The 25795-nt window shown below is 45.5% G+C and carries 18 protein-coding genes; 15 read left to right on the top strand and 3 right to left on the bottom strand.

Annotated features, from left to right (window positions below; genetic code table 11):
• Window positions 1-28: 28 nt before the first annotated feature.
• Complete coding sequence (locus tag JMY08_RS07930) at window positions 29-1009, bottom strand: Hsp33 family molecular chaperone HslO (protein ID WP_201592745.1); 981 nt, start codon at window positions 1007-1009, stop codon at window positions 29-31.
• Window positions 1010-1385: 376 nt separating this feature from the next.
• Here JMY08_RS07930 and JMY08_RS07925 point away from each other — a divergent pair, with 376 nt between their 5' ends.
• From JMY08_RS07925 to JMY08_RS07870, 12 genes are all read left to right on the top strand, one after another.
• Entirely contained in the window at window positions 1386-2357 is a 972-nt protein-coding gene (locus JMY08_RS07925; RefSeq protein ID WP_194620796.1) for a glutamate/aspartate ABC transporter substrate-binding protein, read from the top strand.
• A 95-nt stretch (window positions 2358-2452) separates the two neighbouring features.
• On the top strand, window positions 2453-3199 hold the full coding sequence (locus JMY08_RS07920; protein ID WP_201592744.1) for an amino acid ABC transporter permease: 747 nt from the start codon (window positions 2453-2455) through the stop codon (window positions 3197-3199).
• Complete coding sequence (locus tag JMY08_RS07915; RefSeq protein ID WP_194620797.1) at window positions 3196-3867, top strand: ABC transporter permease subunit; 672 nt, start codon at window positions 3196-3198, stop codon at window positions 3865-3867. The genes JMY08_RS07920 and JMY08_RS07915 overlap by 4 nt, the downstream gene beginning before the upstream one ends.
• Before the next feature lie 272 nt (window positions 3868-4139).
• The gene (locus JMY08_RS07910; protein WP_227679632.1) at window positions 4140-4943 is read left to right on the top strand and encodes an amino acid ABC transporter ATP-binding protein; all 804 of its coding nucleotides are present in this window, start codon (window positions 4140-4142) and stop codon (window positions 4941-4943) included.
• Window positions 4944-5161: 218 nt separating this feature from the next.
• The gene (locus JMY08_RS07905; RefSeq protein ID WP_201592742.1) at window positions 5162-6382 is read left to right on the top strand and encodes an FAD-dependent oxidoreductase; all 1221 of its coding nucleotides are present in this window, start codon (window positions 5162-5164) and stop codon (window positions 6380-6382) included.
• A gap of 432 nt (window positions 6383-6814) precedes the next feature.
• A complete protein-coding gene (locus tag JMY08_RS07900) occupies window positions 6815-8587 on the top strand; it encodes an AMP-binding protein (protein WP_201592740.1) in 1773 nt (590 codons plus the stop codon).
• 348 nt (window positions 8588-8935) lie between these two features.
• The gene (locus tag JMY08_RS07895) at window positions 8936-10711 is read left to right on the top strand and encodes an AMP-binding protein (RefSeq protein WP_201592738.1); all 1776 of its coding nucleotides are present in this window, start codon (window positions 8936-8938) and stop codon (window positions 10709-10711) included.
• A gap of 276 nt (window positions 10712-10987) precedes the next feature.
• Entirely contained in the window at window positions 10988-12598 is a 1611-nt protein-coding gene (locus JMY08_RS07890) for a carboxyl transferase domain-containing protein (protein WP_201592736.1), read from the top strand.
• Window positions 12599-12686: 88 nt separating this feature from the next.
• Window positions 12687-13493 (top strand): enoyl-CoA hydratase/isomerase family protein, encoded by an 807-nt coding sequence (locus JMY08_RS07885; protein ID WP_201592734.1) that lies wholly within the window; start codon window positions 12687-12689, stop codon window positions 13491-13493.
• 69 nt (window positions 13494-13562) lie between these two features.
• On the top strand, window positions 13563-15692 hold the full coding sequence (locus tag JMY08_RS07880; RefSeq protein WP_201592733.1) for an acetyl/propionyl/methylcrotonyl-CoA carboxylase subunit alpha: 2130 nt from the start codon (window positions 13563-13565) through the stop codon (window positions 15690-15692).
• A gap of 192 nt (window positions 15693-15884) precedes the next feature.
• On the top strand, window positions 15885-16802 hold the full coding sequence (locus JMY08_RS07875) for a hydroxymethylglutaryl-CoA lyase (protein ID WP_201592732.1): 918 nt from the start codon (window positions 15885-15887) through the stop codon (window positions 16800-16802).
• A 220-nt stretch (window positions 16803-17022) separates the two neighbouring features.
• Window positions 17023-18210, top strand: coding sequence for an isovaleryl-CoA dehydrogenase (locus tag JMY08_RS07870; protein WP_201592731.1), 1188 nt, complete (start codon window positions 17023-17025; stop codon window positions 18208-18210).
• A 123-nt stretch (window positions 18211-18333) separates the two neighbouring features.
• On the opposite strand, the gene JMY08_RS07865 is transcribed toward JMY08_RS07870, so the two are convergent.
• Window positions 18334-19062, bottom strand: a complete 729-nt coding sequence (locus JMY08_RS07865) for a pantothenate kinase (protein WP_201592730.1) — start codon at window positions 19060-19062, stop codon at window positions 18334-18336.
• Between the two features lie 60 nt (window positions 19063-19122).
• The gene (locus JMY08_RS07860; protein WP_201592729.1) at window positions 19123-20112 is read right to left on the bottom strand and encodes a biotin--[acetyl-CoA-carboxylase] ligase; all 990 of its coding nucleotides are present in this window, start codon (window positions 20110-20112) and stop codon (window positions 19123-19125) included.
• Between the two features lie 195 nt (window positions 20113-20307).
• Between JMY08_RS07860 and JMY08_RS07855 the strand changes: the two genes are divergently transcribed.
• From JMY08_RS07855 to JMY08_RS07845, 3 genes are all read left to right on the top strand, one after another.
• Window positions 20308-21111, top strand: a complete 804-nt coding sequence (locus JMY08_RS07855) for a sulfite exporter TauE/SafE family protein (RefSeq protein WP_201592765.1) — start codon at window positions 20308-20310, stop codon at window positions 21109-21111.
• A 50-nt stretch (window positions 21112-21161) separates the two neighbouring features.
• Entirely contained in the window at window positions 21162-21689 is a 528-nt protein-coding gene (locus JMY08_RS07850; protein WP_201592728.1) for a hypothetical protein, read from the top strand.
• Between the two features lie 77 nt (window positions 21690-21766).
• Window positions 21767-25756 carry an AAA family ATPase gene (locus tag JMY08_RS07845; RefSeq protein ID WP_201592727.1) on the top strand — a complete coding sequence of 1330 codons (3990 nt, stop codon included), beginning with the start codon at window positions 21767-21769 and terminating at the stop codon, window positions 25754-25756.
• Window positions 25757-25795 lie beyond the last annotated feature (39 nt).

Here is a 25795-nt window from a genome sequence, read left to right as displayed (position 1 = left end):
TAAAGGCTAATCCATAGTGATGAAAAACTTACTCAGCGAATATCGCTGCTACATCATCTTTATTGAACTTATAGACTTCACCGCAAAATCCGCAATCCATCTCAAACGTACCGTTTTGCTCTTCGACGATATCTAACGCTTCTGCTTCGCCGATTTGTTCGATTGCCATCTCGCATTTTTCGCGCGAGCAGGTGCAACCAAATGCTAGGGGAGCAGGGTCGGGTGCCACGATGTTTTCTTCGTGATACAAGCGATAAAGAATCTCGTTGGCATCCAGCGTCGTCAGCTCTTCTGGCTTGACCGTGCGCGTCAATACAGACAGACGCGTCCATAAATCATCATCAATACCAGCATCTTCATTTTGCTCGACTTCAACCGTTTCTTCAGCCGTACGCGGTAGCATTTGTACCAATATACCGCCCGCTTGCAAGCCGTCAGATGCAAGGTTAATCAACGTCGGAATCTGTGCAGATTGCTTCTGATAATGTGCCAAGCAGTCTGCCAAATTATCATGGCTACGCTCGACGATACCTTGGTACGGCTCACCACCTTCAGGCTGAATGTTGATAAACAACACGCCTTGTCCAGTCGCGCCCAGCTCAGCAAACGCTTCTTTGGCATGGGTCATATCATTCCAAGCTTGCACTTGCTCATCAGTCTCGCCCTTCCAGCTGGCAAGCGCACGGATGATACCGTCTTGATCGCATTCTGCCATCGCCCAATTCAGCAAGCTATCGCTGTCTGATGATTGCAACTGAATAGACAGGCGGCCGTTTATTTTAACCGTACTGATCAGCAAACTCGCTGCCGTCAACATCTCGCCCAATAGGCGTTTGATGGCTTCAGGGTAGGGCTTTTGGGCAATCGTGCTCGCATAGCTGCGTGATAGGCGTACCACATCACCGCGTACAGGCGAATCTTCAATAAAAAAACGTTGGCGTACGTCGTTGTCACCATGATTGCCAGCAGTTTGGCTGTCCGTATTTGGGACTTGAGTATCTTGTGTCATAAGTCATTTATAGTATTAAGAAGTTGTTAGCTTTATGGGGATTACTGCTGATTTATCAATCATAGTTACCATACTGTTTTATCACTTATGGGTAATAGTGATCGATAAGTGCCCTTATAGGTTCGTCAGATATCTGTGAACCTCTGTGGTGGTGTAATAGCTGTGAGCCATCGAGTTTCAACCAAAAAATAAATAGATTCCAAAATAACACTTCCCTCAAAAAAAAATCACCCTCTACCGTGAATTTGTTGTACAGTAACATTAAGTTGCATTGTGTTAAACAATAGCAACAACCGTACGGATGCGGGGCAGTCAGGTCAGCCAGACCTATGTCGTCCAAGCACTCATTTAATCTTGTGATAAAAGGATGTATTTCATGACCTACTCATTTTCCAAACCGTTGACTTTAGCTGTGTTAATGGCATTGGGCCTAACAGGCTGTAATAACAGCAGCCAAACCAGCACTGACGCGCCAGCAGATGATGCAGCGACTTCAGAGACTATGAACGGTACGCTACAAAAAATTAAAGATTCTGGCACTATCGTGGTCGGCTATCGTGACTCTTCTATTCCTTTTTCATATGTTGCCGATGATCCTAACCAACCTATGGGCTATGCGCATGATCTAGAGATGAAAGTGGTTGAGGGTATTAAAGAAAAACTCAACATGCCAGATCTAGAAGTTCGTTATAACCTAATCACCTCACAAACTCGTATTCCTTTGGTTCAAAACGGCACGGTCGACTTCGAGTGTGGTTCAACAACCAATAATGTCGAGCGTCAAGAGCAAGTGGCTTTCTCTAATGGTTTCTTTGAGATTGGTACACGTCTATTGACCAAAGCAGACTCTGGTATCAAAGACTTTGAAGACCTAAAAGGTAAGCGCCTAGTGACTACCGCTGGTACGACTTCAGAGCGTTATATTCGTCAGTACAACGACGAGAAAAAGATGGATACCGATATCATCTCTGCTAAAGATCATGGCGAAGGTTTCTTGATGTTAGAAAGTGGCCGTGCTGATGCCTTTATGATGGATGATGTATTGCTAGCAGGCGAAAAAGCCAAAGCTAAAAATCCTGATGAATGGGTTATCGTTGGTACACCGCAATCATTTGAGATTTATGGTTGTATGATGCGTAAAGACGATCCTGAATTCAAAACAGTCGTAAACGACGCGCTGAACAAAACCTTTAGCTCAGGCGAAATCAATAGCATCTATGACAAGTGGTTCCTAAACCCAATTCCACCAAAGAACGTCAACTTAAACTTTGAGATGTCAGACAACCTAAAAGCACTTATCGCCAATCCACATGATAGCGATCAGCCTAAAGTAGCAGTTGCACAGTAGTATTTGTCCTTCAATCTAGCTTGCTTACGTGTTCAGATCGGACTCATCGTTCATCTGACACGTAAGTTTTTCAATCGCTGTTCGGAGAGACAATCATGAATTATAGCTGGAACTGGGGTGTGCTCTTTGAGCATACGGGTATTGGCAACGAGCTGTATATCCACTGGATGATTACTGGTCTTGGCTGGTTATTACTGATTGGTAGTATTGCTTGGACCATTGCGATGGTCGTCGGTACTATCTTCGGTATCATGCGTACCTTACCTAACAAAACAGCTCGTCGCATTGGCACCGCTTATGTGACCTTTTTTCGTAATATTCCGCTGCTTGTGCAGCTATTTTTTTGGTTTTATGTGGCACCTGGTTGGTTGACGCCAGCGCTACAAGAGTGGTGGTTTAGAGATTTATCGCCGAATACATCCGCGATGCTCTCAGCCAGTATTGGTTTAGGACTGTTTACCGCAGCTCGTATTGTCGAGCAAGTACGTACGGGTATCGAGTCGCTACCAAAAGGACAGATAAACGCAGCGTATGCACTAGGCTTCACCATTCCGCAAGCTTACAAGCAAGTACTGCTACCACAAGCATTCCGTATTATCTTACCGCCGCTTAGCTCTGAGCTGACCAACTGTTTTAAGAATGCCTCTGTCGCCTCACTAGTTGGTGTCATGGAGCTCATCAGTCAGACCAAAACCATCAGCGAATACACACAGAATAGCCTCGAGATTTATACTTATGCGACGATTATTTATCTCGTCTTTAATCTCTCGCTAATCGCTATTATGGGTTTGATCGAGCGTAAATTACGAGTACCAGGGCTTATCGCAGGGAGTCAGAAATGAGTATGATGACCGAACTTGCGACCGCGTATCCAGGCTTAATGGGTGGCATGATTACCACGCTAAAAGTCCTGTTTTTGGCTATTATCGGTGGTATCAGCTTAGGTACTGTATTGGCGCTCATGCGCTTATCAGGTATCAAAGCATTAGAGATTCCCGCTAAGCTGTATGTTAATTATTTTAGATCCGTACCGTTACTGTTGGTGCTACTGTGGTTCTACTTTGCCGTACCGATGATTTATTTTTGGGTGGCGGGTAAGTATCTACAACTAGATGCGGCCTTTGCCTCTTGTGTTGTCGCCTTTATGATGTTCGAAGCGGCTTACTTCTCAGAAGTCGTCCGTGCTGGTATTCAATCTATCGGTAGTGGTCAGGTTAATGCGGCTAAAGCGTTAGGTATGACTTATGGGCAGACGATGCGTTTGGTCATTTTGCCACAAGCTTTTCGCAAAATGCTGCCATTGATTTTGCAGCAATGTATTATCTTATTCCAAGATACGACTTTAGTGTTCGCTATTGGTCTGACTGATTTCTTCCGAGCGGCATACGTACGTGGTGAGCTAATGGGACTATTGACGCCTTACATCTTAGGCGCTGGGGCTGTGTATTTCGTCCTAAGCTTGGCAGCTTCGGTAGGTGTACAACGCGTACAGAAAAGACTAAGGTTTTAATAAAGGACTGTTAAGCGTTAGAGTCGATCAATGCATGGTTATCTGAACATGGTTATCTGATCTCACTTGATAGGCTCTAATGCTTTCAAAATTTAACTGCATTTGTTATCAATGTATAGTTGATTCAGTTTAAAAGAGAGACAAGGCAACCGAGTGCAGATGTATATGTAATACTTCAAGCGAGGTTAACGCGGTAACTCTTTTATAGAGGATTGACTATATTTTGACTGAATGCAATTGGGCAAGAGTAAGAATAAGGCTAGGAGCCAATGATGAATAATGCTAAAACGTTTATAAATGACTTTGGTGGACTGGTCACAAATAGTGGTCATGCTAGCAGTGAGAAGGTCGTTGAGATAGATAGCGTTAGCAAGTGGTATGGCGACTTTCAGGTACTGACTGACTGTACCGCTCATGTCCACAAAGGCGATGTCGTCGTGGTCTGTGGTCCATCGGGTAGCGGTAAGTCCACCTTGATCAAGACCGTGAATGGGCTAGAGCCTTTCCAAAAAGGCAATATCATGGTCAACGGTATCTCTGTCGGTGATCCAAAAACCAACTTACCGAAGCTACGTAGCCGCGTCGGCATGGTGTTTCAGCATTTTGAGCTATTTCCTCACTTAACCATCATCGATAATTTAATGGTCGCGCAAATCAAAGTGTTGGGTCGTAAAGAGAGCGAGGCCAAGAAAAAGGCGATGGCGTATCTAGATCGCGTCGGCCTAACGGTTCAAGCCAATAAATATCCTGCGGAACTATCAGGTGGTCAACAGCAGCGAGTCGCAATTGCTCGTGCGCTCGCGATGGATCCCATAGCGATGTTGTTCGATGAGCCAACCTCAGCACTCGATCCTGAGATGATTCAAGAAGTGCTCGATGTGATGGTTGAGCTGACTCGTGATGGTATGACGATGATGTGCGTGACGCATGAAATGGGCTTTGCCAGTCAGGTAGCCAATCGTATTATCTTTATGGATGAAGGTCATATCGTTGAGAACTGTAGTAAAGATGAGTTTTTTGAAGGTGCAAAAAGTGAGCGTGCGCAACAGTTCTTATCGAAGATTCTAAATCACTAACCATTTATACAGCTCTTATTATGTAGCTCTATGAAATATCAAGCGTCTATTAATAATGAATAGGCGCTTTTTTTGTGCGTGATAGCTTGATGCATCTCATCGTGATATCGATATGATTGGTTACATAAGTGACTAGATGAGTGCATGGCTGTTTACTGATACAATAGCGGTCAATATTCTAACAACTAAAATAATCTCTTATTTATATTGGAGCTAATATGAGCGCTGAAAACTCAGAAGTATCAAACAATGGTATCGTTATTATTGGTGCAGGTTTGGCAGGCTGGCATGTCATCGATGCGATTCGTGCGAAAGACAAAGACATTCCGATTACTTTGGTGACAGCTGATAGTGGCGACCGTTATCACAAGCCAATGCTGACCATGGCGATTAGCCAAAAGAAAAGTGCGGCAGATTTGGTCAGAGCCACTGGTGTTGATGCGGCAGAGGCTGCAAATGTTAAGCTACTTGCTAACACGCAAGTAACGGATGTTGATACGACAACTCAAGAATTACAGTTAGTCTCTGCACAGCGTTCAGATCCAGCCAACACGGATTATGCCACGATCAGTTATGGCAAGTTAGTACTGGCGATGGGTGCGCATCCTATTTTCCCAAAAAGTTTGCCAGAGGATTTGGTATGGCACGTCAATCATATTGAGCGCTTTGGACAGTTGCAAGAAAAGCTCGCAACAGGTAGCCAGCACGTTGCCATCGTCGGTGCGGGTATGGTTGGGACAGAAATTGCCGAAGACTTACTCAAAGCTGGTCATCAGGTGACACTCATTGATTTAAACGATGCACCACTATCACAAATGCTACCGCCAAAAGCGACGGCTCGTATCGCTCAAGCGGTCAAGTCGCAAGGGATTAACTTTTTAGGGGGTTATCAAGTATCTGCTATTACTCGTATCAGTGATGGAAAGCTACAAGTCAGTTATGAGGCGCTAGCATCAGCGACAGACAGTACGACTGTTGAGCCAATTGAACCGCTCATCGTAGATCATGTGATTGCTAGTACAGGTCTGACGGTCGATGATAAGCTGCCTGCTGCTGCTGGCGTCGAGTTCAATCGTCGCACTGGTATCGTGGTGGATGCGCCAACATTGCGTACCAGTACAGCCAATATTTATGCGATTGGTGACTGCATGTCTATCGATGGCGTGCCTTGTCGTTACGTGGCTCCATTACGCGCACAGGCTGCTACCATCGCTGATGATATCTTAGGTCATGAACACAGCGGTTATGAGCATAAGCCACCAATGATTCGCTTAAAAAATAAAGCCATCTCTGTGATGGTGACGGGTGTACCGCAAGCAGCGGGTAATTGGCAAATTAAAACAGAAAGCGACGATGAGCTGATTATGGATTTGCTTGATGATAACGATGCAGTCAGCGCAACGGTAACGATCAAAGCGCCTGTAATACCTAAAGCCTAAAGGATAAAGCATAACTGTAAAAGCATTACAAACTATAGCCAGTGTTGCCATCCCTATGCAGCACTGGTTTTTTTATATTTATTATTTTTTATCTCAATCATAATCGATACGTACTGTATCTATATGATTGACAGGCTTTCATTTAAGGCGCTATAGTCATTAAAAAGTAATATCGATACATCACACACTGCTGATATTAATTTTGCTTGCTTGCTTGCTTGCTTGCTGTGCCTGTGCAGACAGAGGCGACAAAAAATTGATATCAGCAGTATCGTAGCGTTTTTGGGGTATTTCGACTACATATTGGCTAGGGCGTGATTCAATTATAGTCTATGGTGACAAAGAGTATTTAAGGAAGAATATGGCATTTGCCTTCGTAGTCTATTACCGCTCTGATAAAACATATTAAACAGCAAAACGAAAGGATTCGTTATGATTCAAGTTTCTGACTTTGACCGTACTAATAATGACAGTATTCTCAATAATGTTCCCAAGGTTGAGATAAGCGCACGCTCTGCAAATGCGCCACTTACCCAAAGCCATGATAAAGGCATTGATGTGCCACTGATTGAGGCGACCATCGGTGATTTTTTCGATGCCATTGTTAGTAGATACCCTGAGCGTGAAGCCTTGGTTTCTCGCCATCAAAATATCCGCTGGACGTATCGCGAGCTACAGCAGAAGGTCAATCAGTTAGCGAGTGCCATGATTGAGATGGGGCTTGAAATCGGCGATCGTATCGCTATTTGGTCGCATAACAATACTGAATGGCTGTTGATGCAATTAGCCACGGCAAAAGTCGGTGTTATCCTTGTCAATATCAATCCTGCTTATCGAACTTTTGAGCTGCAATATGCGCTGAATAAATTGGGCTGCTCGGCATTGGTGTTGATGCGTCATTTTAAAACCAGTAACTATACGCAAATGATTCGCGAGCTATGTCCTGAAATTTATCATAAGAATTACCAACAGCTTGATTTGGTCGAGATTCCAACGATTGAACGCATCATTTGGATTGATGAGCCAGACTCTGACGAAGACTTTAACTTTATGCAAAAGTTCTCTGCTTGGATGGCAGAAGGCGATGCCAACGATCCACGTGTAGCGGAGCGCCAAGCCCAGCTGCACAATACAGACTCTATCAGTGTGCAGTTCACCAGTGGGACGACAGGTACGCCAAAAGGTGCCACTTTAAGCCATCGTAATATCCTCAATAATGGCTATTTTCTTGGCGAAGGAATGAAGCTGACCTGCGATGATAGGCTGTGTATTCCATTACCGCTTTATCATTGTTTTGGGATGGTGGGTGGTAATTTAGCCATTTTAACCCATGGTGGTTGCGCCGTTTATCCTAATGATGGTTTTGATCCGCTGACCGTATTGCAAACGGTCGAAGAGGAGAAATGCACCGCCTTGCTTGGGGTGCCGACGATGTTTATCGCGGAGCTTGATCATCCAGATTTTGATAGTTTTGATTTGACCAGCTTGCGCACAGGCGTCATGGGTGGCTCTAGCTGTCCGATAGAAGTCATGCGCCGTGTCATGGATAAGATGCACATGAGCGAAGTCACTATTGCGTACGGTATGACCGAAACCAGTCCAGCGTCTTGTCAGACCAGCTCACAAACCCCACTTGAAAAAAGAGTCTCTACCGTCGGGATGGTGTTGCCAGCGCTTGAAGTTAAAATCGTTGATACTGAAACGGGTGAAGTCGTCCCGATTGGCGAGACGGGCGAGCTACTGACCTATGGCTATGCCGTCATGAAAGGCTACTGGGGCAGCCGCTTTAAGACACGCGACGCAATCTCTGATGGCTGGATGCATACTGGTGACTTGGCAGTGATGGACGAAGATGGCTATATAACTGTGGTTGGGCGCAGTAAAGATATGGTTATTCGTGGCGGTGAAAACATCTATCCCGTAGAAATCGAGAACTATCTCTATCGTCATCCTAAGATTCGCGATGTACAAATCGTTGGCGTTCCTGATAAAAAGTACGGTGAAGTGCTTGCAGCGTGGATTATTGCAAAAGAGCCGAACAGCTTAAGTGAAGAAGAGGTAAAGCAGTTCTGTCAGGATCATATTGCTCATTATAAAGTGCCGACCTACTTTCGCTTCGTCAATGAATATCCGATGACCGTGACTGGAAAAATTCAGAAATACAAAATCGTTGAGCAAATGATTGAAGAGTTGGGTCTAGAGTGATTTGGCATTTTGAGCAGTAGCCATTATCCAGTGTGAAAGGCTTATGCAGTGCAACTATCAAGCATTGATGCCATTAATTGCTAAAGAGGCCAACCATACTACCAATTGTATGGTTGGCTTTTTTATGTCAAATATTTGCCATGATTCTATGCTACCTTTTACCAAGTGCAAGTATTTAATGACTAATTAAATGATACATACTGTATTGATATTGTTGACACGCTTTCATTGATGGCGTTATAGTAGCTGAATGCTATGTAAGACCTGATCAAGGAAGAAAGCTTGCCCACAGGCTATCAATAAGCACTATCTATAAATACTATAAAAAGTAAAACGAAAGGACTCGTTATGACTCAACATTCCGATTTGAATGCGACTCACGTTGATTTCGATGCTATTTTAAATAATATTCCTAGTATCAACATGGGCGCACGCTCAGCGAATGCACCACTAACTCAAAGCTATGACAAAGGTCCTGATGTGCCGCTGATTGAAGCGACTATCGGTGATTTTTTTGATGCTATTGTCTCTAAATATCCAGAGCGCGAAGCACTGGTCGTGCGCCATCAAAACATCCGCTGGACATATCGTGAGCTACAGCAGCATGTTAATCAGCTGGCCAGTAGCATGATTGAGATGGGGCTGGAAATCGGTGATCGCATCGGTATCTGGTCACACAACAATGCTGAATGGTTGCTCATGCAATTAGCGACGGCAAAAGTCGGCGTCATTCTCGTCAATATCAATCCCGCCTACCGCACCTTTGAGCTGCAATATGCTCTGAATAAATTGGGCTGCTCGGCGCTTGTGCTCATGCGTCATTTCAAAAGCAGTGATTACGCCAGTTTAATCCGCGAGCTGTGTCCTGAGATTTATCATAAAGACTATACGCAGCTTGATTTGGTTGAGATTCCGACGATTGAGCGCATTATTTGGATTGATGAGCCAGAGTCGGAAGAGACCTTTGGATTTATGCAGAAATTCTCTGCATGGATGGCGGAAGGCGATGCCAACGATCCTCGTGTTGCCGAGCGCCAAGCCCAGCTCAAAAATACGGATGCCATCAATGTACAGTTCACCAGTGGTACGACAGGCACACCAAAAGGTGCAACCTTAAGCCATCGCAATATCTTAAATAACGGTTACTTTATCGGTGAGTCCATGAATCTCACCGAAGAAGATAAGCTGTGTATTCCAGTGCCACTCTATCATTGCTTCGGTATGGTGCTTGGTAATTTAGCGATTCTCACGCATGGCGGTTGTATCGTTTATCCGAATGACGGCTTTGAGCCGCTGACAGTCTTGCAAGCAGTCGAAGAAGAGAAATGTACGGGTCTGCATGGCGTGCCAACGATGTTTATCGCAGAGCTCGACCATCCTGAGTTTGAAAATTTTGATTTATCGACCCTGCGAACGGGCATTATGGCTGGCTCTAGCTGTCCGATTGAGGTCATGCGCCGAGTCATCGATAAGATGCACATGAGTGAAGTCACCATTGCATATGGTATGACAGAGACCAGTCCAGTGTCTTGCCAGACCAATGAACATACGCCGCTTGATAAGCAAGTATCGACGGTGGGGTTGGTACAGCCTGCACTTGAAGTCAAAGTAATCGATACCGCAACGGGTGAAATCGTGGCGCTGGGCGAGACAGGCGAGCTACTCACACGTGGTTATTCAGTGATGAAAGGCTACTGGGGCAGTCGCTTTAAAACACGCGAAGCCATCCAAGATGGCTGGATGCATACGGGTGATTTGGCAACCATGGATGAAGATGGCTATGTCAAAATCGTTGGCCGTAGTAAAGACATGGTCATCCGTGGTGGCGAAAATATCTATCCGGTAGAAATTGAAAACTACCTTTATCGTCATCCAAAGATTCGTGATGTGCAAATCGTCGGAATTCCTGATAAAAAGTATGGCGAAGTATTGGCGGCTTGGATTATTCCTAAGGAAGCTGGCTGTTTGACTGAAGAAGAAGTACGCCAATTCTGTAGTGAGCATATTGCTCATTATAAAGTGCCAGCTTACTATCGCTTTGTGACTGAATATCCAATGACCATCACTGGAAAAATTCAGAAATATAAAATCATTGAGCAGATGAAAGAAGAGCTGGGATTATAGTTAATCTGACTATTATGTCTATTTTATTAAAAGTTATGGTCGATACCAAGTGGAATAAATACGTTATGGTATAACGCGAGACTTGTATTAATTTTTCTAGATTGCCGTGCCTACGCCGACAGAGACTACAAAAAATTCATCCAAATCTCGCTGTATCGATTATAAATCGAGCTGACTATACGAATAAGAATACGAATCCAGACTAAAATAACCAGTAGCTAGAATCATTTGCATAAAAAGCTACTTGCATCTACGTATTAAAGAAAAAGGGATATCATGAGCGCTATCATAACCAGTAAACTGAGTCCAAACTCAAGCGACTTTCAGCAAAACAGTGCCGCGATGCAAGAGATAGTCGATGACCTGTATGTACACTTGCGTAAAGTTGCCCAAGGCGGCTCAGAGCGCGCACGAGCCAAGCATTTAGCACGCGGCAAGTTGCTACCACGTGAGCGTGTCGAGCGTTTGCTTGATGTGGGTACACCATTTTTAGAAGTGGCACCGATGGCCGCACATGATATGTATGGCGAAGAGATTCCAGCGGCTGGCGTGATTGCGGGTATTGGCCGTATCAATGGTATTGAGTGTATGATCGTCTGTAATGACGCCACAGTAAAGGGCGGCACGTACTATCCAATGACGGTCAAAAAACACCTGCGAGCACAAGAGATTGCGCAAGAAAATCATCTGCCATGTGTTTATCTAGTTGATTCAGGTGGTGCAAACCTACCGAACCAAGATGATGTATTTCCGGATAAAGAGCACTTTGGCCGTATCTTCTTTAACCAAGCTAATCTGAGTGCGGCAGGCATTCCACAGATTGCTGTGGTCATGGGTAGCTGTACGGCTGGCGGTGCTTATGTACCAGCGATGAGTGACGAGTCGATTATCGTCAAAGAGCAAGGCACGATCTTTTTGGGTGGTCCGCCACTGGTCAAAGCAGCGACTGGCGAAGAGGTTACCGCAGAAGATTTAGGTGGCGGCGATGTGCATACTCGACTGTCAGGTGTGGTCGATCATCTAGCACAGAGCGATACCCATGCACTATCGATTGCCCGTAATATCGTCAGTCATCTAAATCGCCCTGCGAAAAATATTCCTAATCAAATAACACCGCGTCCACCGCGTTATGACGCTAAAGAGTTATATGGCGTCATCCCAACGGACAAACGCAAGCCATTTGATATCAAAGAAATCATTGCTCGTATCGTCGATGACAGTGCTTTTGATGAATTTAAATCACGCTTTGGCACGACGTTGGTTTGCGGATTCGCTCATATCGAAGGAATGCCAGTCGGTATCATCGCCAACAACGGCATCTTGTTCAGTGAGTCTGCGCAAAAAGGCACACACTTCATTGAGCTATGTTGCAAGCGTAAAATCCCATTGGTATTTTTGCAAAATATCACAGGTTTTATGGTCGGGCGTAAGTACGAAAATGAAGGCATTGCCCGTCACGGTGCCAAAATGGTTATGGCAGTAGCCAATGCAAAAGTACCGAAATTTACGGTCATCGTCGGTGGTTCGTTTGGTGCTGGTAACTACGGCATGTGCGGCCGCGCTTATAGCCCGCGTTTCTTATGGATGTGGCCAAATGCCCGCATCTCTGTCATGGGTGGCGAGCAAGCAGCCTCGGTACTGGCAACGGTCAAACGTGATAATTTTGATCGCAAAGGCGAAGCGTGGAGCGACGAAGACGAAGCCGCATTTAAAGCGCCGATTCGTGAAATGTATGAAGAGCAAGGTCATCCATATTATGCGACGGCACGTATGTGGGATGATGGCGTGATTGATCCTGCTGATACCCGTCATGTATTGGCATTAGGGTTAAGCGCTGCCTATAACGCGCCAATTGAAGAGACGACGTTTGGTGTTTTTAGAATGTAGTCAACAACCAGTTCTTAGTATTTAATGGTACTCAATAAATATATCCATTAGTAAAGATAGTGGATAGCGACTAAAAAAAGAGAAGACAATGCAACAAAATATAAATAACTATAAAAGCTTATTGGTTAACGTCGTGCAACATGTGGCGACGGTGACACTGAATCGTCCTGAGATACGTAATGCCTTTAACGATGAAATGATTGCTGAGCTAACCGATGCGTTCAATACGCTTGGTGCTGATGATGAAGTACGTGTCATTGTGCTAGCAGCAGCGGGCAAGGCATTCTGTGCAGGCGCTGACCTCAATTGGATGCGTACCATGGCGGATTATAGCTATGAAGAAAATCTAGCGGATGCTGATAAATTGGCGCAAATGCTTAAGACTATTTATGAGTGCCCAAAACCAACAGTTGCGGCTATTCAAGGCGATGTATATGCAGGTGGCATGGGTCTGGTCGCTGCTTGTGATGTAGCCATCGCGGTCAAAATTGCTAACTTCTGCCTAAGTGAGGTGCGTTTAGGGTTAGCCCCTGCAACGATTAGCCCTTATGTCATACGAGCGCTAGGCGTCAGAGCGTCGCAGCGTTATTTCTTAAGTGCTGAAGTATTTGATGCCAAAAAAGCACGCCAGCTTGGCTTTATCCATGAGCGTGTTAGCGAAGAGTGGCTAAGTGATGAAGTAGCTGCGTTCTGTAATAAGGTCGTCAAAAACAGCCCTGATGCGGTAAAAACCTGCAAGCAGCTATTACACAATGTCGCGGGTGCGCCCATCACTGATGAGCTGATTGCGGATACGGTCAAAGGCATCGCTGATATCCGCTCATCAGAGCAAGGCAAAGAGGGCGTGCAAGCCTTTTTGCAAAAACGTAAGCCCAACTGGTTGACGGCAGATTAATAATGCACGAGAGATAAATGAGTAAATAGACAAGACGTCAAATAAAAACGATAACACACAGGGATAGTTATGTTTTCTAAAATTCTAATTGCCAACCGTGGTGAAATTGCCTGCCGAGTAGCCGCGACTGCCAAGCGTCTGGGTGTCAGCACCGTCGCTGTTTACTCTGATGCGGATCGTGAAGCCAAGCATGTGGCTGTCTGTGATGAGGCGATCTATTTGGGCGGTTCGGCACCAAAAGACAGCTATCTCAAAGGCGATGCCATTATTGCGATAGCGCTTGAAACTGGCGCACAAGCGATTCATCCGGGTTATGGGTTTTTAAGCGAAAATGCTGACTTTGCGCAAGCCTGTCAAGATGCTGGCTTAGTCTTTATCGGTCCATCGGCTGATGCTATTCGTGCCATGGGTGGAAAATCTGAATCCAAGCGGTTGATGGAAACAGCTGGCGTACCATTGATACCCGGCTATCATGGTGACAATCAAGATGCGCAATTTTTGCAGCAGCAAGCCGATAGTATCGGCTATCCTGTTTTGATTAAAGCCAGTGCAGGTGGCGGAGGTAAAGGCATGCGTATCGTTGAAAAGAGCAGCGATTTTATTGACTTGTTAGACTCATGTCGCCGTGAAGCCATTACCAGCTTTGGCGATGACAAAGTATTGGTTGAGAAATACGCATTAAAACCGCGCCATATCGAAATCCAAGTATTTGGTGACACACATGGCAACTATGTGCATTTATTTGAGCGTGATTGTTCCGTACAGCGCCGTCACCAAAAAGTATTAGAAGAAGCGCCTGCACCAGGTGTTGATATTGCGATGCGTGAAGCGATGGGAACCGCTGCCATCGAAGCGGCCCGTGCAGTGGATTATGTTGGTGCAGGCACGGTCGAGTTCATCGTTGAGCAGCGCGAAGATTCTATGAATTTTTATTTTATGGAGATGAATACGCGGCTGCAGGTTGAGCACCCAGTCAGTGAAGCGATCACCGGTGTCGATTTGGTCGAGTGGCAACTGTTGGTCGCGGCAGGTCAGCCATTGCCAAAAACCCAAGCCGACCTAATTATCAACGGCCATGCAATTGAAGCACGAATCTGTGCTGAAAACCCTGACAATAGCTTCTTGCCAGCGACAGGTACGTTGTTTACGTATCAAAAACCTGAGCACAGCACCTTTATGATTGATAAAGACGGTACTGGCGTGCGTATCGATGATGGCGTGCGCGAAGGCGATGTGATTAGCCCGTTCTATGACTCTATGATTGCTAAGGTCATCGTTCATGCTCCCACGCGAGAGCAAGCATTAGCCAAGCTCGATCGCGCACTTGCCCAAACGCGTATCGTCGGTTTGCCGAATAACGCGGCATTTTTACGCTATATTTTAAATACCGATTCATTTAGCAAAGCCAATCTCGATACTGCATTGATTGAACATGAGCGTGATGCGATTTTTAACCAGCAGCCTTTAGCTTTATCGACGCTGGTTGTGACCGCCATTACTCGTCAGATTGCGAGCGAGATGGCGAGCGAGATGGCGACGCAAGAGATAGATATCGATCCATTTAGTAAACCTACTGGCTTCCGTGCTTATAACGATTACACTCGCTCATTCAGCTTGGTTTATCATGAGAATGCTTATACGGCTCGCCTGAGCAATTGGCATAATGCGAATTGTTCTGATAGTAAAAAAGGCACTGAAAATCTCAGCAGCTTTACGCTCGTTATTGAAAAAGAAATCGCTAACACGCAGGATAATAGCAATATTAACGTAGCTGCTCAGACCGAAACGGTTTATGAAGGTCAAGTGAGCTATGTTAGCAGTGACGAAAATAATCATACGTTATGGTTGGATGGTGCACGTACTAGTGCGCAAAGCTGGGTGCATAATGAGACCGTTTATGTGTTCACAGACAGTGGCCGTGACGAGATTACGCTTGTTGATATTATGGCACATGTGGGTGAAGAGTCCGCAGCGGTCGGTAGTTTAAAGTCACCGATGCCAGGACAAGTAGTGGCCTTTAAAGTGGCGGTTGGCGATACCGTGAAAAAAGGCGAGCCACTTGCCGTTATCGAAGCCATGAAAATCGAACACACGATTACTGCACCAACGGATGGTGTGGTGGCAGAATTGTTATTTGGCGCGGGTGACTTGGTCGCTGATGGTGACGAGTTATTACGTATTGATACGGAAAGCGAATAGCTGACGGAAGAATAATATAGTCAGTGCAATATAAAAGAAGTACGTTCAAAATAGCTTTCTGATGGTATACATTTTCCTCGCTTGCTGTGCGCTTCGCGCTCCAGAGGCTTCGCAAAATCTATCCCAGCAATACGGTATTATTTTAAAATTGAATCGACTATAGAAAGGCGAGCATTAAAAAGGATGATAAGTATGAAAAATGCATACCCAAAACACGTCACCATCGTTGATGTCAGTCCACGCGATGGCTTGCAAAACGAGTCAACGACGGTACCGACTGAGGTTAAGCAAACGCTTATCAACGATTTGATTGCGGCAGGTGTCCAAAAGCTAGAAGCAACCAGTTTTGTCTCGCCAAAGTGGGTGCCACAAATGGGTGATAACAGTGCGCTACTTAATGCCCTAGCACCTACGCGACAAATGGAGGTTTGCTACTCGGTACTGGTACCCAATATGCGCGGCTTTGAAAATGCCATCATTCATCGTCCTGACGAAATCGTTATTTTCGGCTCAGCAAGTGAAACCTTCAGCCAAAAAAACATCAATTGTAGTATTGACGAGAGCATTGAGCGTTTTGCACCAGTGGCTGCTGCGGCAAAAGCGCAAGGCATCAAAGTACGAGGCGTGATTTCTTGTACGGTCGGTTGTCCTTATGAAGGCGAGATTGACCCTAGCCAAGTAGCCTATGTGACCAAGCGTCTAATAGAGATTGGCTCAGAGCAAATTGGTATTGCTGATACTATTGGTGTTGGTACGCCGCTCAAAGTGCAACAAGCATTACAAGCCGCATTAGAATATGCTGATATCTCTATGCTATCAGGGCACTTTCACGATACTTATGGTCAAGCATTGAGCAATACGCTAGCCGCACTACAAATGGGTGTCAGTGAGTTTGATACCTCGGTGGCTGGACTGGGAGGCTGTCCTTATGCCAAAGGCGCAACGGGTAATGTCGCGACCGAAGATGTGGTGTATATGCTACATGGTATGGGTATTAGCACGGGTATTGATTTGGATAAATTGGTCGTGGCAGGCGAGCGTATCAGTGAGTTTTTAAAGCGTCCAAATGGCTCAAATGTGGCACGTGCCATCATTAATAAACGCCATTAATAAACGTCAGTCTTAAACAGCAAAGTCAATCCACTATAAAAGTATGACAGCGTTAACCTCGCTTGAAGTATTCAATATACATCGACACTCGGTTGCCTTGTCATACTTTCACATTGAATTGACTATGACTTCAAAAATGACATTATAAATACAGTTACAGTGGTTTTAAAAAACAGATTGAAATTCGAAATTTAAAAATATCAAAACACAAGGAATGGTTATGAGTTTACCTGGATTGAATTTTCAGCTTGGCGAAGATATTGATGCCCTACGCGATATGGTACAGCAGTTTGCAACCAATGAAATAGCCCCACGTGCAAGCGAAATCGACAGTAGTGATGAGTTCCCAATGGATCTGTGGCAGAAGATGGGTGACATCGGTCTACATGGTATTACCGTTCCTGAAGAGTACGGCGGCTCTAACATGGGCTACGTCGCACATATGGTCGCGATGGAAGAGATTAGCCGCGCTTCGGCATCGGTAGCGCTGAGCTATGGTGCACACTCAAACCTATGTATCAACCAAATCAAACGTAACGGTAGTGATGCACAAAAGCAAAAATATTTGCCAAAGCTGGTCAGCGGTGAATTCATCGGTGCACTCGCAATGAGTGAGACTGGTGCTGGATCAGATGTGGTCAGTATGAAGCTTAGAGCCGAAGAAAAAGACGGCAGCTATGTGTTGCACGGCACTAAAATGTGGATCACCAATGGTCCAGATGCAGATGTGATGGTAGTCTATGCGAAGACCAATCCTGAGCTAGGCAGCAAAGGCATGACAGCCTTTATCGTTGAAAAAGGCATGGAAGGTTTCGGCACAGCGCAAAAGTTGGATAAACTTGGCATGCGTGGTAGCCATACGGGCGAGATGACCTTTAACAATGTGACCGTACCAAGCGAAAATATTTTAGGCGGTCTCAATGAGGGCGTTAAGGTATTGATGAGTGGCCTAGATTATGAGCGTGCCGTATTGGCTGCAGGTCCTATCGGTATCATGCAAGCAGTGATGGACAATGTCGTGCCTTATATCCATGATCGTAAGCAGTTTGGTCAAGCGATCGGTGAGTTCCAGCTTATTCAAGGTAAAGTTGCAGACATGTATACGATACTGCAAGCAGGTCGTAGCTTCTTGTACACCGTCGGCAAAAATCTCGATATGTTGGACGCGCGCGGTGCCGGTCATAGTCGAGAAGTACGTAAAGACTGTGCCAGTGTGATTTTATGGTGTGCTGAAAAAGCCACGTGGATGGCAGGCGAGGGTATTCAAATATTTGGTGGTAACGGCTATACCAATGAGTACCCACTTGGTCGCTACTGGCGTGATGCTAAGCTGTATGAGATCGGCGCAGGAACCAGTGAAATCCGCCGTATGTTAGTCGGTCGTGAGTTGTTTAACGAGACAAAATAAGAAAGTATTAGGGCAATAGCTAGCCAGATATTATCTCTTTTCTGATTGTAAAATAAAAAAGCAGTACGTTTAAAACGTACTGCTTTTTTCATGTTAACGTGAAACTTAATTATCTATAAGTAGTTATGACTTATTCCGATAATCAAAGTATCTTGCCAAACCATTTAATAATAAATCATCACGCAAGCGTACTGGGCGATTGACGTGCTGCGAGATCGTGGCTGCATCACCACCTGTCATAATCAACTCAAAGTTAGGATGACGGTGGCTAATCTCATTAATTGCACCAACGATAGAGAGTAAGATACCTCTGTGCACAGCATCTTGTGTGGTCAAGCCTTGGCCAACACTATCGAATGTACCATTAGAGATAGTAATTTGCTTGGTACCAGAAAACAACGACTCACGTTGCAGGTAGATACTCGGGAAGATATAACCGCCCAAATGCTCAGCATGATCAATCAAATCAATGGTCACGGCGGTACCGCAGCCAATCACACATTGGCGTTTTTTCTTATCGACCGCACCCAGCATCTGTAGCCAACGATCACAGCCGAGCTGCTCGTCATTATAGTTACTCTTCATCAGCGTATGCGTGGCATCCACATGGACAAACTCAAACGGCGTATTGAGACGACTTAGGGTCTCTGATACTTGAGCATTGAGATTGTCGCCCAATACGGATGATATACCGATAAAGTCAGGGGCAAAGCGCTCAAAGCGATCCGTCAGACCCATCAGTAATTCGGCTGGTGCTTGCAAATGCTGTTTGGCATCATGTGTGACTATCTGACCGATATCATCAGTGAGCCAGTATTTCAGGCGGGTATTTCCAAGATCAAGCCAGAGCATAAAAGTCCCTTTATATCGTGCTCGTTAATATATGATACTCGTCAGTATGGTTATCTACACTTAATAAATAACGTCAATGCGTCCAGTAAAAAGCGTAGAAATATTACCGTTATCTAAGCGCAATTGCAAACATCCATGTGTATCGACACCACAAGCGTGACCTGTGAGTATACTCGTTTGACCGTTATGCTCTTGGGTCACACGTAATCGTAGATCGCTCAGTGCATCCATCGAGTCAAACTGCTTCAAAAAGCTGTCCAGATAATAACGATGTCCCGTTGGCTTTTCTATACTTAGGTGCTCAAAGCGCGTCATAGCAGCCATTAACGCTTTACTCATTTGCTGATAGAGCACACGTAAGCTCGGTAGACTGGCAGCCTGCGCTTTTGGCTGTAGTGTCTCAGCAATATCTTGTAAGCTAATCGCTTGATAACTCATGCCTTCAGAGGTTTGGGCAGTTAGCTTTGGTGTGGCTTGGACATTGAGACCGACACCGATGACCACGCCAACCAGTCTGCCTGCTTGCGATACGGGTTCAATCAGAATCCCAGCAAGTTTATTAAACGGCAGCGTCTGCTGGTCTAGTGCCGTATTATGCGCATCAGCGTTATCTAAGGCAGATTGGCTTTGAGGCTGACTTTGACCTTGGTAAAAGCCCAAATCATTTGCCCACTTCACGCCGATTGGTGTTAGTCCTTGCGTTTGTAATTGCTCGTTTAGCACTTGGATAACGGGCATTTTTGCCAGCTCTACACCGATGATTAATGACAGTAAGCCGCTAACGGGTATGTGAACAGGATGATAGAGAGACAGGTAGACATTGCCACGCGGTGATTGCCATGAGCGCCCGTGTTGTCCACGACCAGCGCTTTGGGTTTCAGCGGTTAGCAGGTGCATCTCGGTCGCATTTAATATGCCATTCTGTACATCCGCTATTAGCTCGCTATTCGTAGACGCGCTACTGGTAAGATGGCGATGATTCAGCTCAGGTAAATGCTCAAGTGTGAATGACTCAGGCGCAGAGTGAGATGATTGATTAAGTATCGGCATAAGTTTATTCTACTTGAGTAATGTCGCTGGGATAATCTTTGATATACTGGACGGTTTTCGCGAACAGACAGCATAAAGATTGGGGTGTGATTTGGCAAATGCAATTAAGAAGATGCCACTAAGTGTATAAACAGGCAAATCAGTAAGATAAAAATACCGTTCAAAATACAAGCAAGATAAAAGGCTAATTCGATGATGCTATATGTGTGGTTTGTGATTGCAGGGGCATTTGCTGGCGTGAGTGCTGGATTGTTTGGTGTTGGCGGCGGCATGATTATCGTACCAGCATTGGTATGGATCTTTACCGCATATGATTTTTCGCCGGAAGTGATCACTCATTTGGCGATTGGTACGTCACTGGCGACCATCGTTGTGACCTCGATTAGCTCACTCACTGCTCATAATAAGCGCGGCGGTGTACGCTGGGAAGTGTGGCGAAAAATGGCATTGGGTTTGGTCGTTGGTAGTCTGGTGGGCGCGGGTGTTGCGGACATGATTGACGGCAAGGTACTACAAGCCATTATCGGTGTGGGCGCGCTTTTGGTTGCGATTAAGATGCTGTTTTTCTCTAATAAAGAACAGTTGGGCAAGCCATTGCCTTCTGCTGGTGTCCAGTTTGGTGCTGGTACAGGTATTGGTATGGCGTCGTCTATCTTTGGAATTGGCGGTGGTAGTTTAACCGTGCCTTTTTTGAATTGGGCGGGACTCCCGATGAAACAATCGGTCGGCACCTCAGCAGCGTGTGGTCTACCGATTGCATTGGCTGGCGCGGCAGGGTTTGCATGGTTCGGTCAAGATGTGGTCAATCTGCCTGAGGGTACGATAGGCTTCGTACATATCACGGGATTTCTATGCATTTCAGTGGCTAGCTTTGCGATGGCAAAAGTCGGTGCCAAGCTCGCCCATGTATTACCTGCGCTGATGCTAAAACGTGCGTTTGGCGTGTTGTTAGTGTTTGCTGGTGGACAGTTGTTATTAAGTGGGATTGGGGTGATTTAGGGATACCAATTTTCCGTCTATTTTGGATGATATTACTTTAGGGAAAATGAGTGGACGCATTAATAGCTGGTGTTATCGGTGTGATAGCCGGAGGAGGAGTTTCGTTCGTAGCAAATTACTTTTTGAATGTTCAAAGATATAAGCAGGATACTAAAAAACAGAACTCTGACCACGATCATAATCTTGCTAAGCAAAAAACTGAGTATGATTATGAGCGACAAATTTTCCTAAGACAAAAGTATGAAGACTTGGTGTTTAGACTTATTGATTTTTCTATGATCTTAAGATCATTAGATTTAAATGTACAGCAGCAAGGAACAAGGCAAATTAATATCAATGAGTTTATCGAGAAAGGCGGACAGATAGAGGTAATTACTGTGCTCTACTTTCCTAAATTAGTTGATGAATGCAAGAGGTTCTTAGACGTAGCAAATCCGTTATTCGTATCACAATATAATCGCCATCATAACTCTACAAATAGTAATTCAGATAATCTGGAGTCGCTAAAAGTAAAGTTTGATGAAAGATATGATGAGTTATATAGTGAGATTCAAAAATATAAGTCAGACTATACCTAACAGTTCACAAACCCTAAAAACCCACTACAATTTCAGGTAGAATAGCCGCCTGTTTTTGCTAAGTTTACTGATTCTTCATGCGTCTAAAATCCCTAAAGCTGGCAGGCTTCAAATCCTTTGCCAATCCAACGACTTTTACCTTCCGTCATGGCATCACCGCCATTGTCGGGCCGAACGGCTGTGGCAAATCTAACGTGATTGATGCCATTCGCTGGGTGCTGGGTGAGACCTCTGCCAAGCAGTTGCGTGGTGGCGCGATGAGTGATGTCATTTTTGCTGGTACGCAAGATAAGGCTGCCAAAAGTGTCGCCAGTGTGGAGCTGACATTTGAGCATACGCAAGATGAGCATACCGGCATTCGTCATGAGTTTAACCTGTACCAAGAGCTATCTGTACGTCGTCAGGTCAATAAAGAAGGCCGCTCGGATTACTTCATCAATGGCACGCGCTGTCGTCGCCGTGATGTGGTCGATGTTTTTTTGGGTACGGGACTTGGTGCGCGTAGTTATGCGGTGATTGAACAAGGCATGATTGGACGTATTGTCGAATCTAGTCCCATGCAGCTGCGTGAATTTATTGAAGAGGCCGCAGGGGTGTCTCGTTATCAAGCGCGCCGCGAAGAAACGCAAAAGAAACTAGAGAAAACACAAGAAAACCTAGCACGTCTGCATGACATGCAAAGTGAGCTAGTCAGCCAACAAAAACGCTTGTCTAAACAAGCTGCCAGTGCGCAGCGTTATGAAGAGCTGGCCTTGACCCTTGCTGATATCAAGCAGCAACTGGCTATTCAGCAGTTGTATCAAGCCAAGCATACGCAGCAACAGCAAAAAATCGCCCATGAGCGCAGCACTGCCGAAGTTGCTACATTGCAAGCCGACTATGAGACGCTAAAAGCCCAACAAGATAAGCTCGCCACGCACATTAATCAAGAGCAATGGCTCAAGGACGATGCCCAAAGCGCTCATTATCAGCAGCAGCTTGGCTATCAACAAGCTGAGCACGCGCTGAGCGATGCCAAGTCGCAATTGACCGTGATTGAGCAGCAACTCGCGAGCTTGGATCAGCAGCGCGCGCAAGCAGTGGATGAGATTAATCGATTAAAAGCCGAGCAAGCCGAGCAGCAGAATATATTAGAGGCGTTACGTCCACAGCTCACCGAGTTGACGAATAAACGTGACACGCATAAGCGTAATGAGCAACCGTTACAACGCGCATGGCATGACGCGCAAAACCAGCTATCACGTCTACAAGATAATGCGCGCATGCTTGAGCAGCAGCAAGCCATCAATAGCCAAGCGCAAAAACGCCATCAGCAAAACCATGACAAATGGCAGCGCCGCCAGCAAAACTGGCAAAATCTATGGCAGCAACTACAACAATCGCTATCAGCCTCTAGCAATAATAAGGGTTTTGATAAGGACTCTGATAAGCGCTCTGATGAACAAGCGCCAACGGATGCACAAAACCTACAGCAGACGTTAGAGACGCAAGTTGCAGAGCTGAATAAACAGTTGCAGCAGATAGAGCGCCAACAAGACAGCGTCGATGAGCGTCTGTCGGAACTACAACCGCAAGCGCATGATTTACAGCAGCGCTTGAATACGCAGCAGCGTGAGTTGAGTGAGCATGAGAAGCGTCACGCGGTATTGGCCAGTGAATATGATACCCTGCATCAGATATTGCATCCAAAATCTACACCGCAAAATCAACAGCAAGCCTCTGTCTCTACAGCGGATAATCTAGAAGCTAGTTCGGAAAGTAATGTCGTCAATCGCTATAACGAGTTGGCCATTACCACCTTGCGCGAGCAGATTGAGCTGAGTGAAAAAGGGCAACAGCACGCCGTGCTACTCGATAGTGTCTTGGCATTATGGCTAGATAGTCATGTACTAATTTCTAGCCAATCTAATCAGCAAAACGTTGATAATATGAGTGATGCTTCTCAGGAAGCAAACAGCTTATGGCATGTGCTTGAGAGTGACATAGCGGATATCATTACTTATCAAACAGCACAGAGTGAACAGGCTAATACAGAAGGAAAACCTTCAATAGAGAGTGGTCATAGCTTGTGGTTACCTGCTAAGAATGAGTCAGCTACAACGCCATTTATCAACCATTTACCAGACAGCTTAATTGATAAAGTCTTGCCGTTATCACAGATGATTAAGCAGCCAGTATTGGCGCTTTGGCAGCAGTGCTACTTGTATATTGCGCAATCAGAAGCGAGCAATCAGCAGACTCTTGAAGACTTTGCTAGTATCTTAAAAGCATTGCCATCGTCAGCTATTTTGTTAACCACAGACGGTTGGCTCATCAGTCGTCAGGGTACGATTAATCTGAGTAAGTTTACAGGTGAGCAAGATAGTCAAGGTGAGAGCAATAGCCAGTTTTTAACGCAGCGTTTGCAGCAGCGCAGCCGTTTGCAAGCATTAGAAGATTTGCTAGATGAGTTTGAAACCAAAATACAAGAAATGCAAAAGACCATTGCAAAGAATCAACGCGACTATGATGCGTTAACGGTCAATCTAGAAGAAACCCGTGCACAAGCGGATCAGCTCACCCGTGATAAACATAAATACCAGCAGCAGTTAACGACTCAGCGTGCCAATGCCGAGCGCCTGCAAGCAGACAGCCAGCGTCTCATGGCGGACAAATCTGCCCTTGAACAAGAGCAACAAGAGTTAGAACAAGAGGGACAAGTGCTCACTCATGAGCAGCAAGATATTCAAAGCCAGATAGTAGCGCTAACGCCGCAAATATCTGATGCTCGTGCGACCAGTCAGCAATTACAGGCTGAGCGGAGTGAGCTAAATCGTACACGCCAAGCCGATGATGATGCATGGCAAGCATTGCAGCTGCGTATCCAACAGAGCGAGATACGCTTAGAGCATAGTGTCAGTAGCCTTGCACGAGCAACTGTGCAATACGACCAATCGCTACAGAGCGAGCAGCAGCTAAAAGCGAGTCATCAGAAGCAGCATGATAAGCTACCAGACTTACAAGCGGCATTACAGACAGCGCAAACAGCACGAGATAAGCAGCAGGTGCTATTGACCGAGCGTGATACGGCTTTGTCGCTGCTTAAGCAAGACTATTCTCAGCAGCAGACAACGTTGGATAGCGTGCAAAATACGCTACAAGTTCAGCAGGGTAAGCTTGCAAATCATGCTACTGAGTTGGCACTAAGCATGGCACGTTTGGACGATGCGAGCACTCATACTCATGACGCTTTAGAAGCGTACTATAAAGTGAGCCATAAATATAAATCGGAGTCGCATTCAACACAGCACCCGCAGCATCAGCAACAAGTGATGAGCGTCTCAAACTTGCTTGCGGATTTTATCGCGCATGATCGCCGTGTGCGTCCAGATAAAATCGCTGAATTAGAGGCTGAACGTGCCACGCTTGAGCAGCAGCTTAGCAAAATTGGCCCAGTCAATCTCGCCGCAGTGGCAGAGTTGGCTGAGGTCAATGAGCGCCTAGAGCCATTGGCGCAGCAGACAGCAGATATTGCGGCCAGTATGCAGACGCTGACAGCAGCGATTGAGTCTATTGATGAGACAACTAAGACCCTGTTTATGCAGACGCTAGATGCCGTTAATACCGAGCTTGCCAACTTATTTGCCAAAGTCTTCGGCGGTGGTCAAGCAAGTTTGACATTGAACACAGACGATATGCCCGTTAGTGCGCCAAAATCAGAGCAGTGGCGGGCAGGGCTTACCTTAATGGCACAACCAAAAGGTAAGCGTAATAGTCGCCTAGCTGTGCTGTCAGGCGGTGAAAAAACCCTAACCGCGTTGAGCTTGATTTTTGCAATATTTAAGCAGCATCCCGCACCATTCTGTGTGCTCGATGAAGTCGATGCGCCGCTCGATGATGCCAACGTCGAACGCTTTACCAGTTTGATTCATGAGCTGGCAGATGATTTACAGTTTATTTTTATCAGTCATAACAAACTGACGATGCAGATTGCTGATGAGTTAAAAGGCATTACTATGCCAAGCGCAGGTATTTCTACATTAGTCAGCGTCTCGCTAGATGAAGCCGCGCGCTATGTAGAGAGCTAAGACTCAAAAATCTGATACTAAAAGTACTATGAGAATCAG

The sequence above is a fragment of the Psychrobacter sp. Pi2-51 genome (genome assembly GCF_904846665.1).
GTDB classification, from domain to species: Bacteria; Pseudomonadota; Gammaproteobacteria; order Pseudomonadales; family Moraxellaceae; genus Psychrobacter; species Psychrobacter glaciei.
Note: the sequence above shows the minus strand (reverse complement) of the source record. Positions and strands in the feature narration are given on the sequence as shown.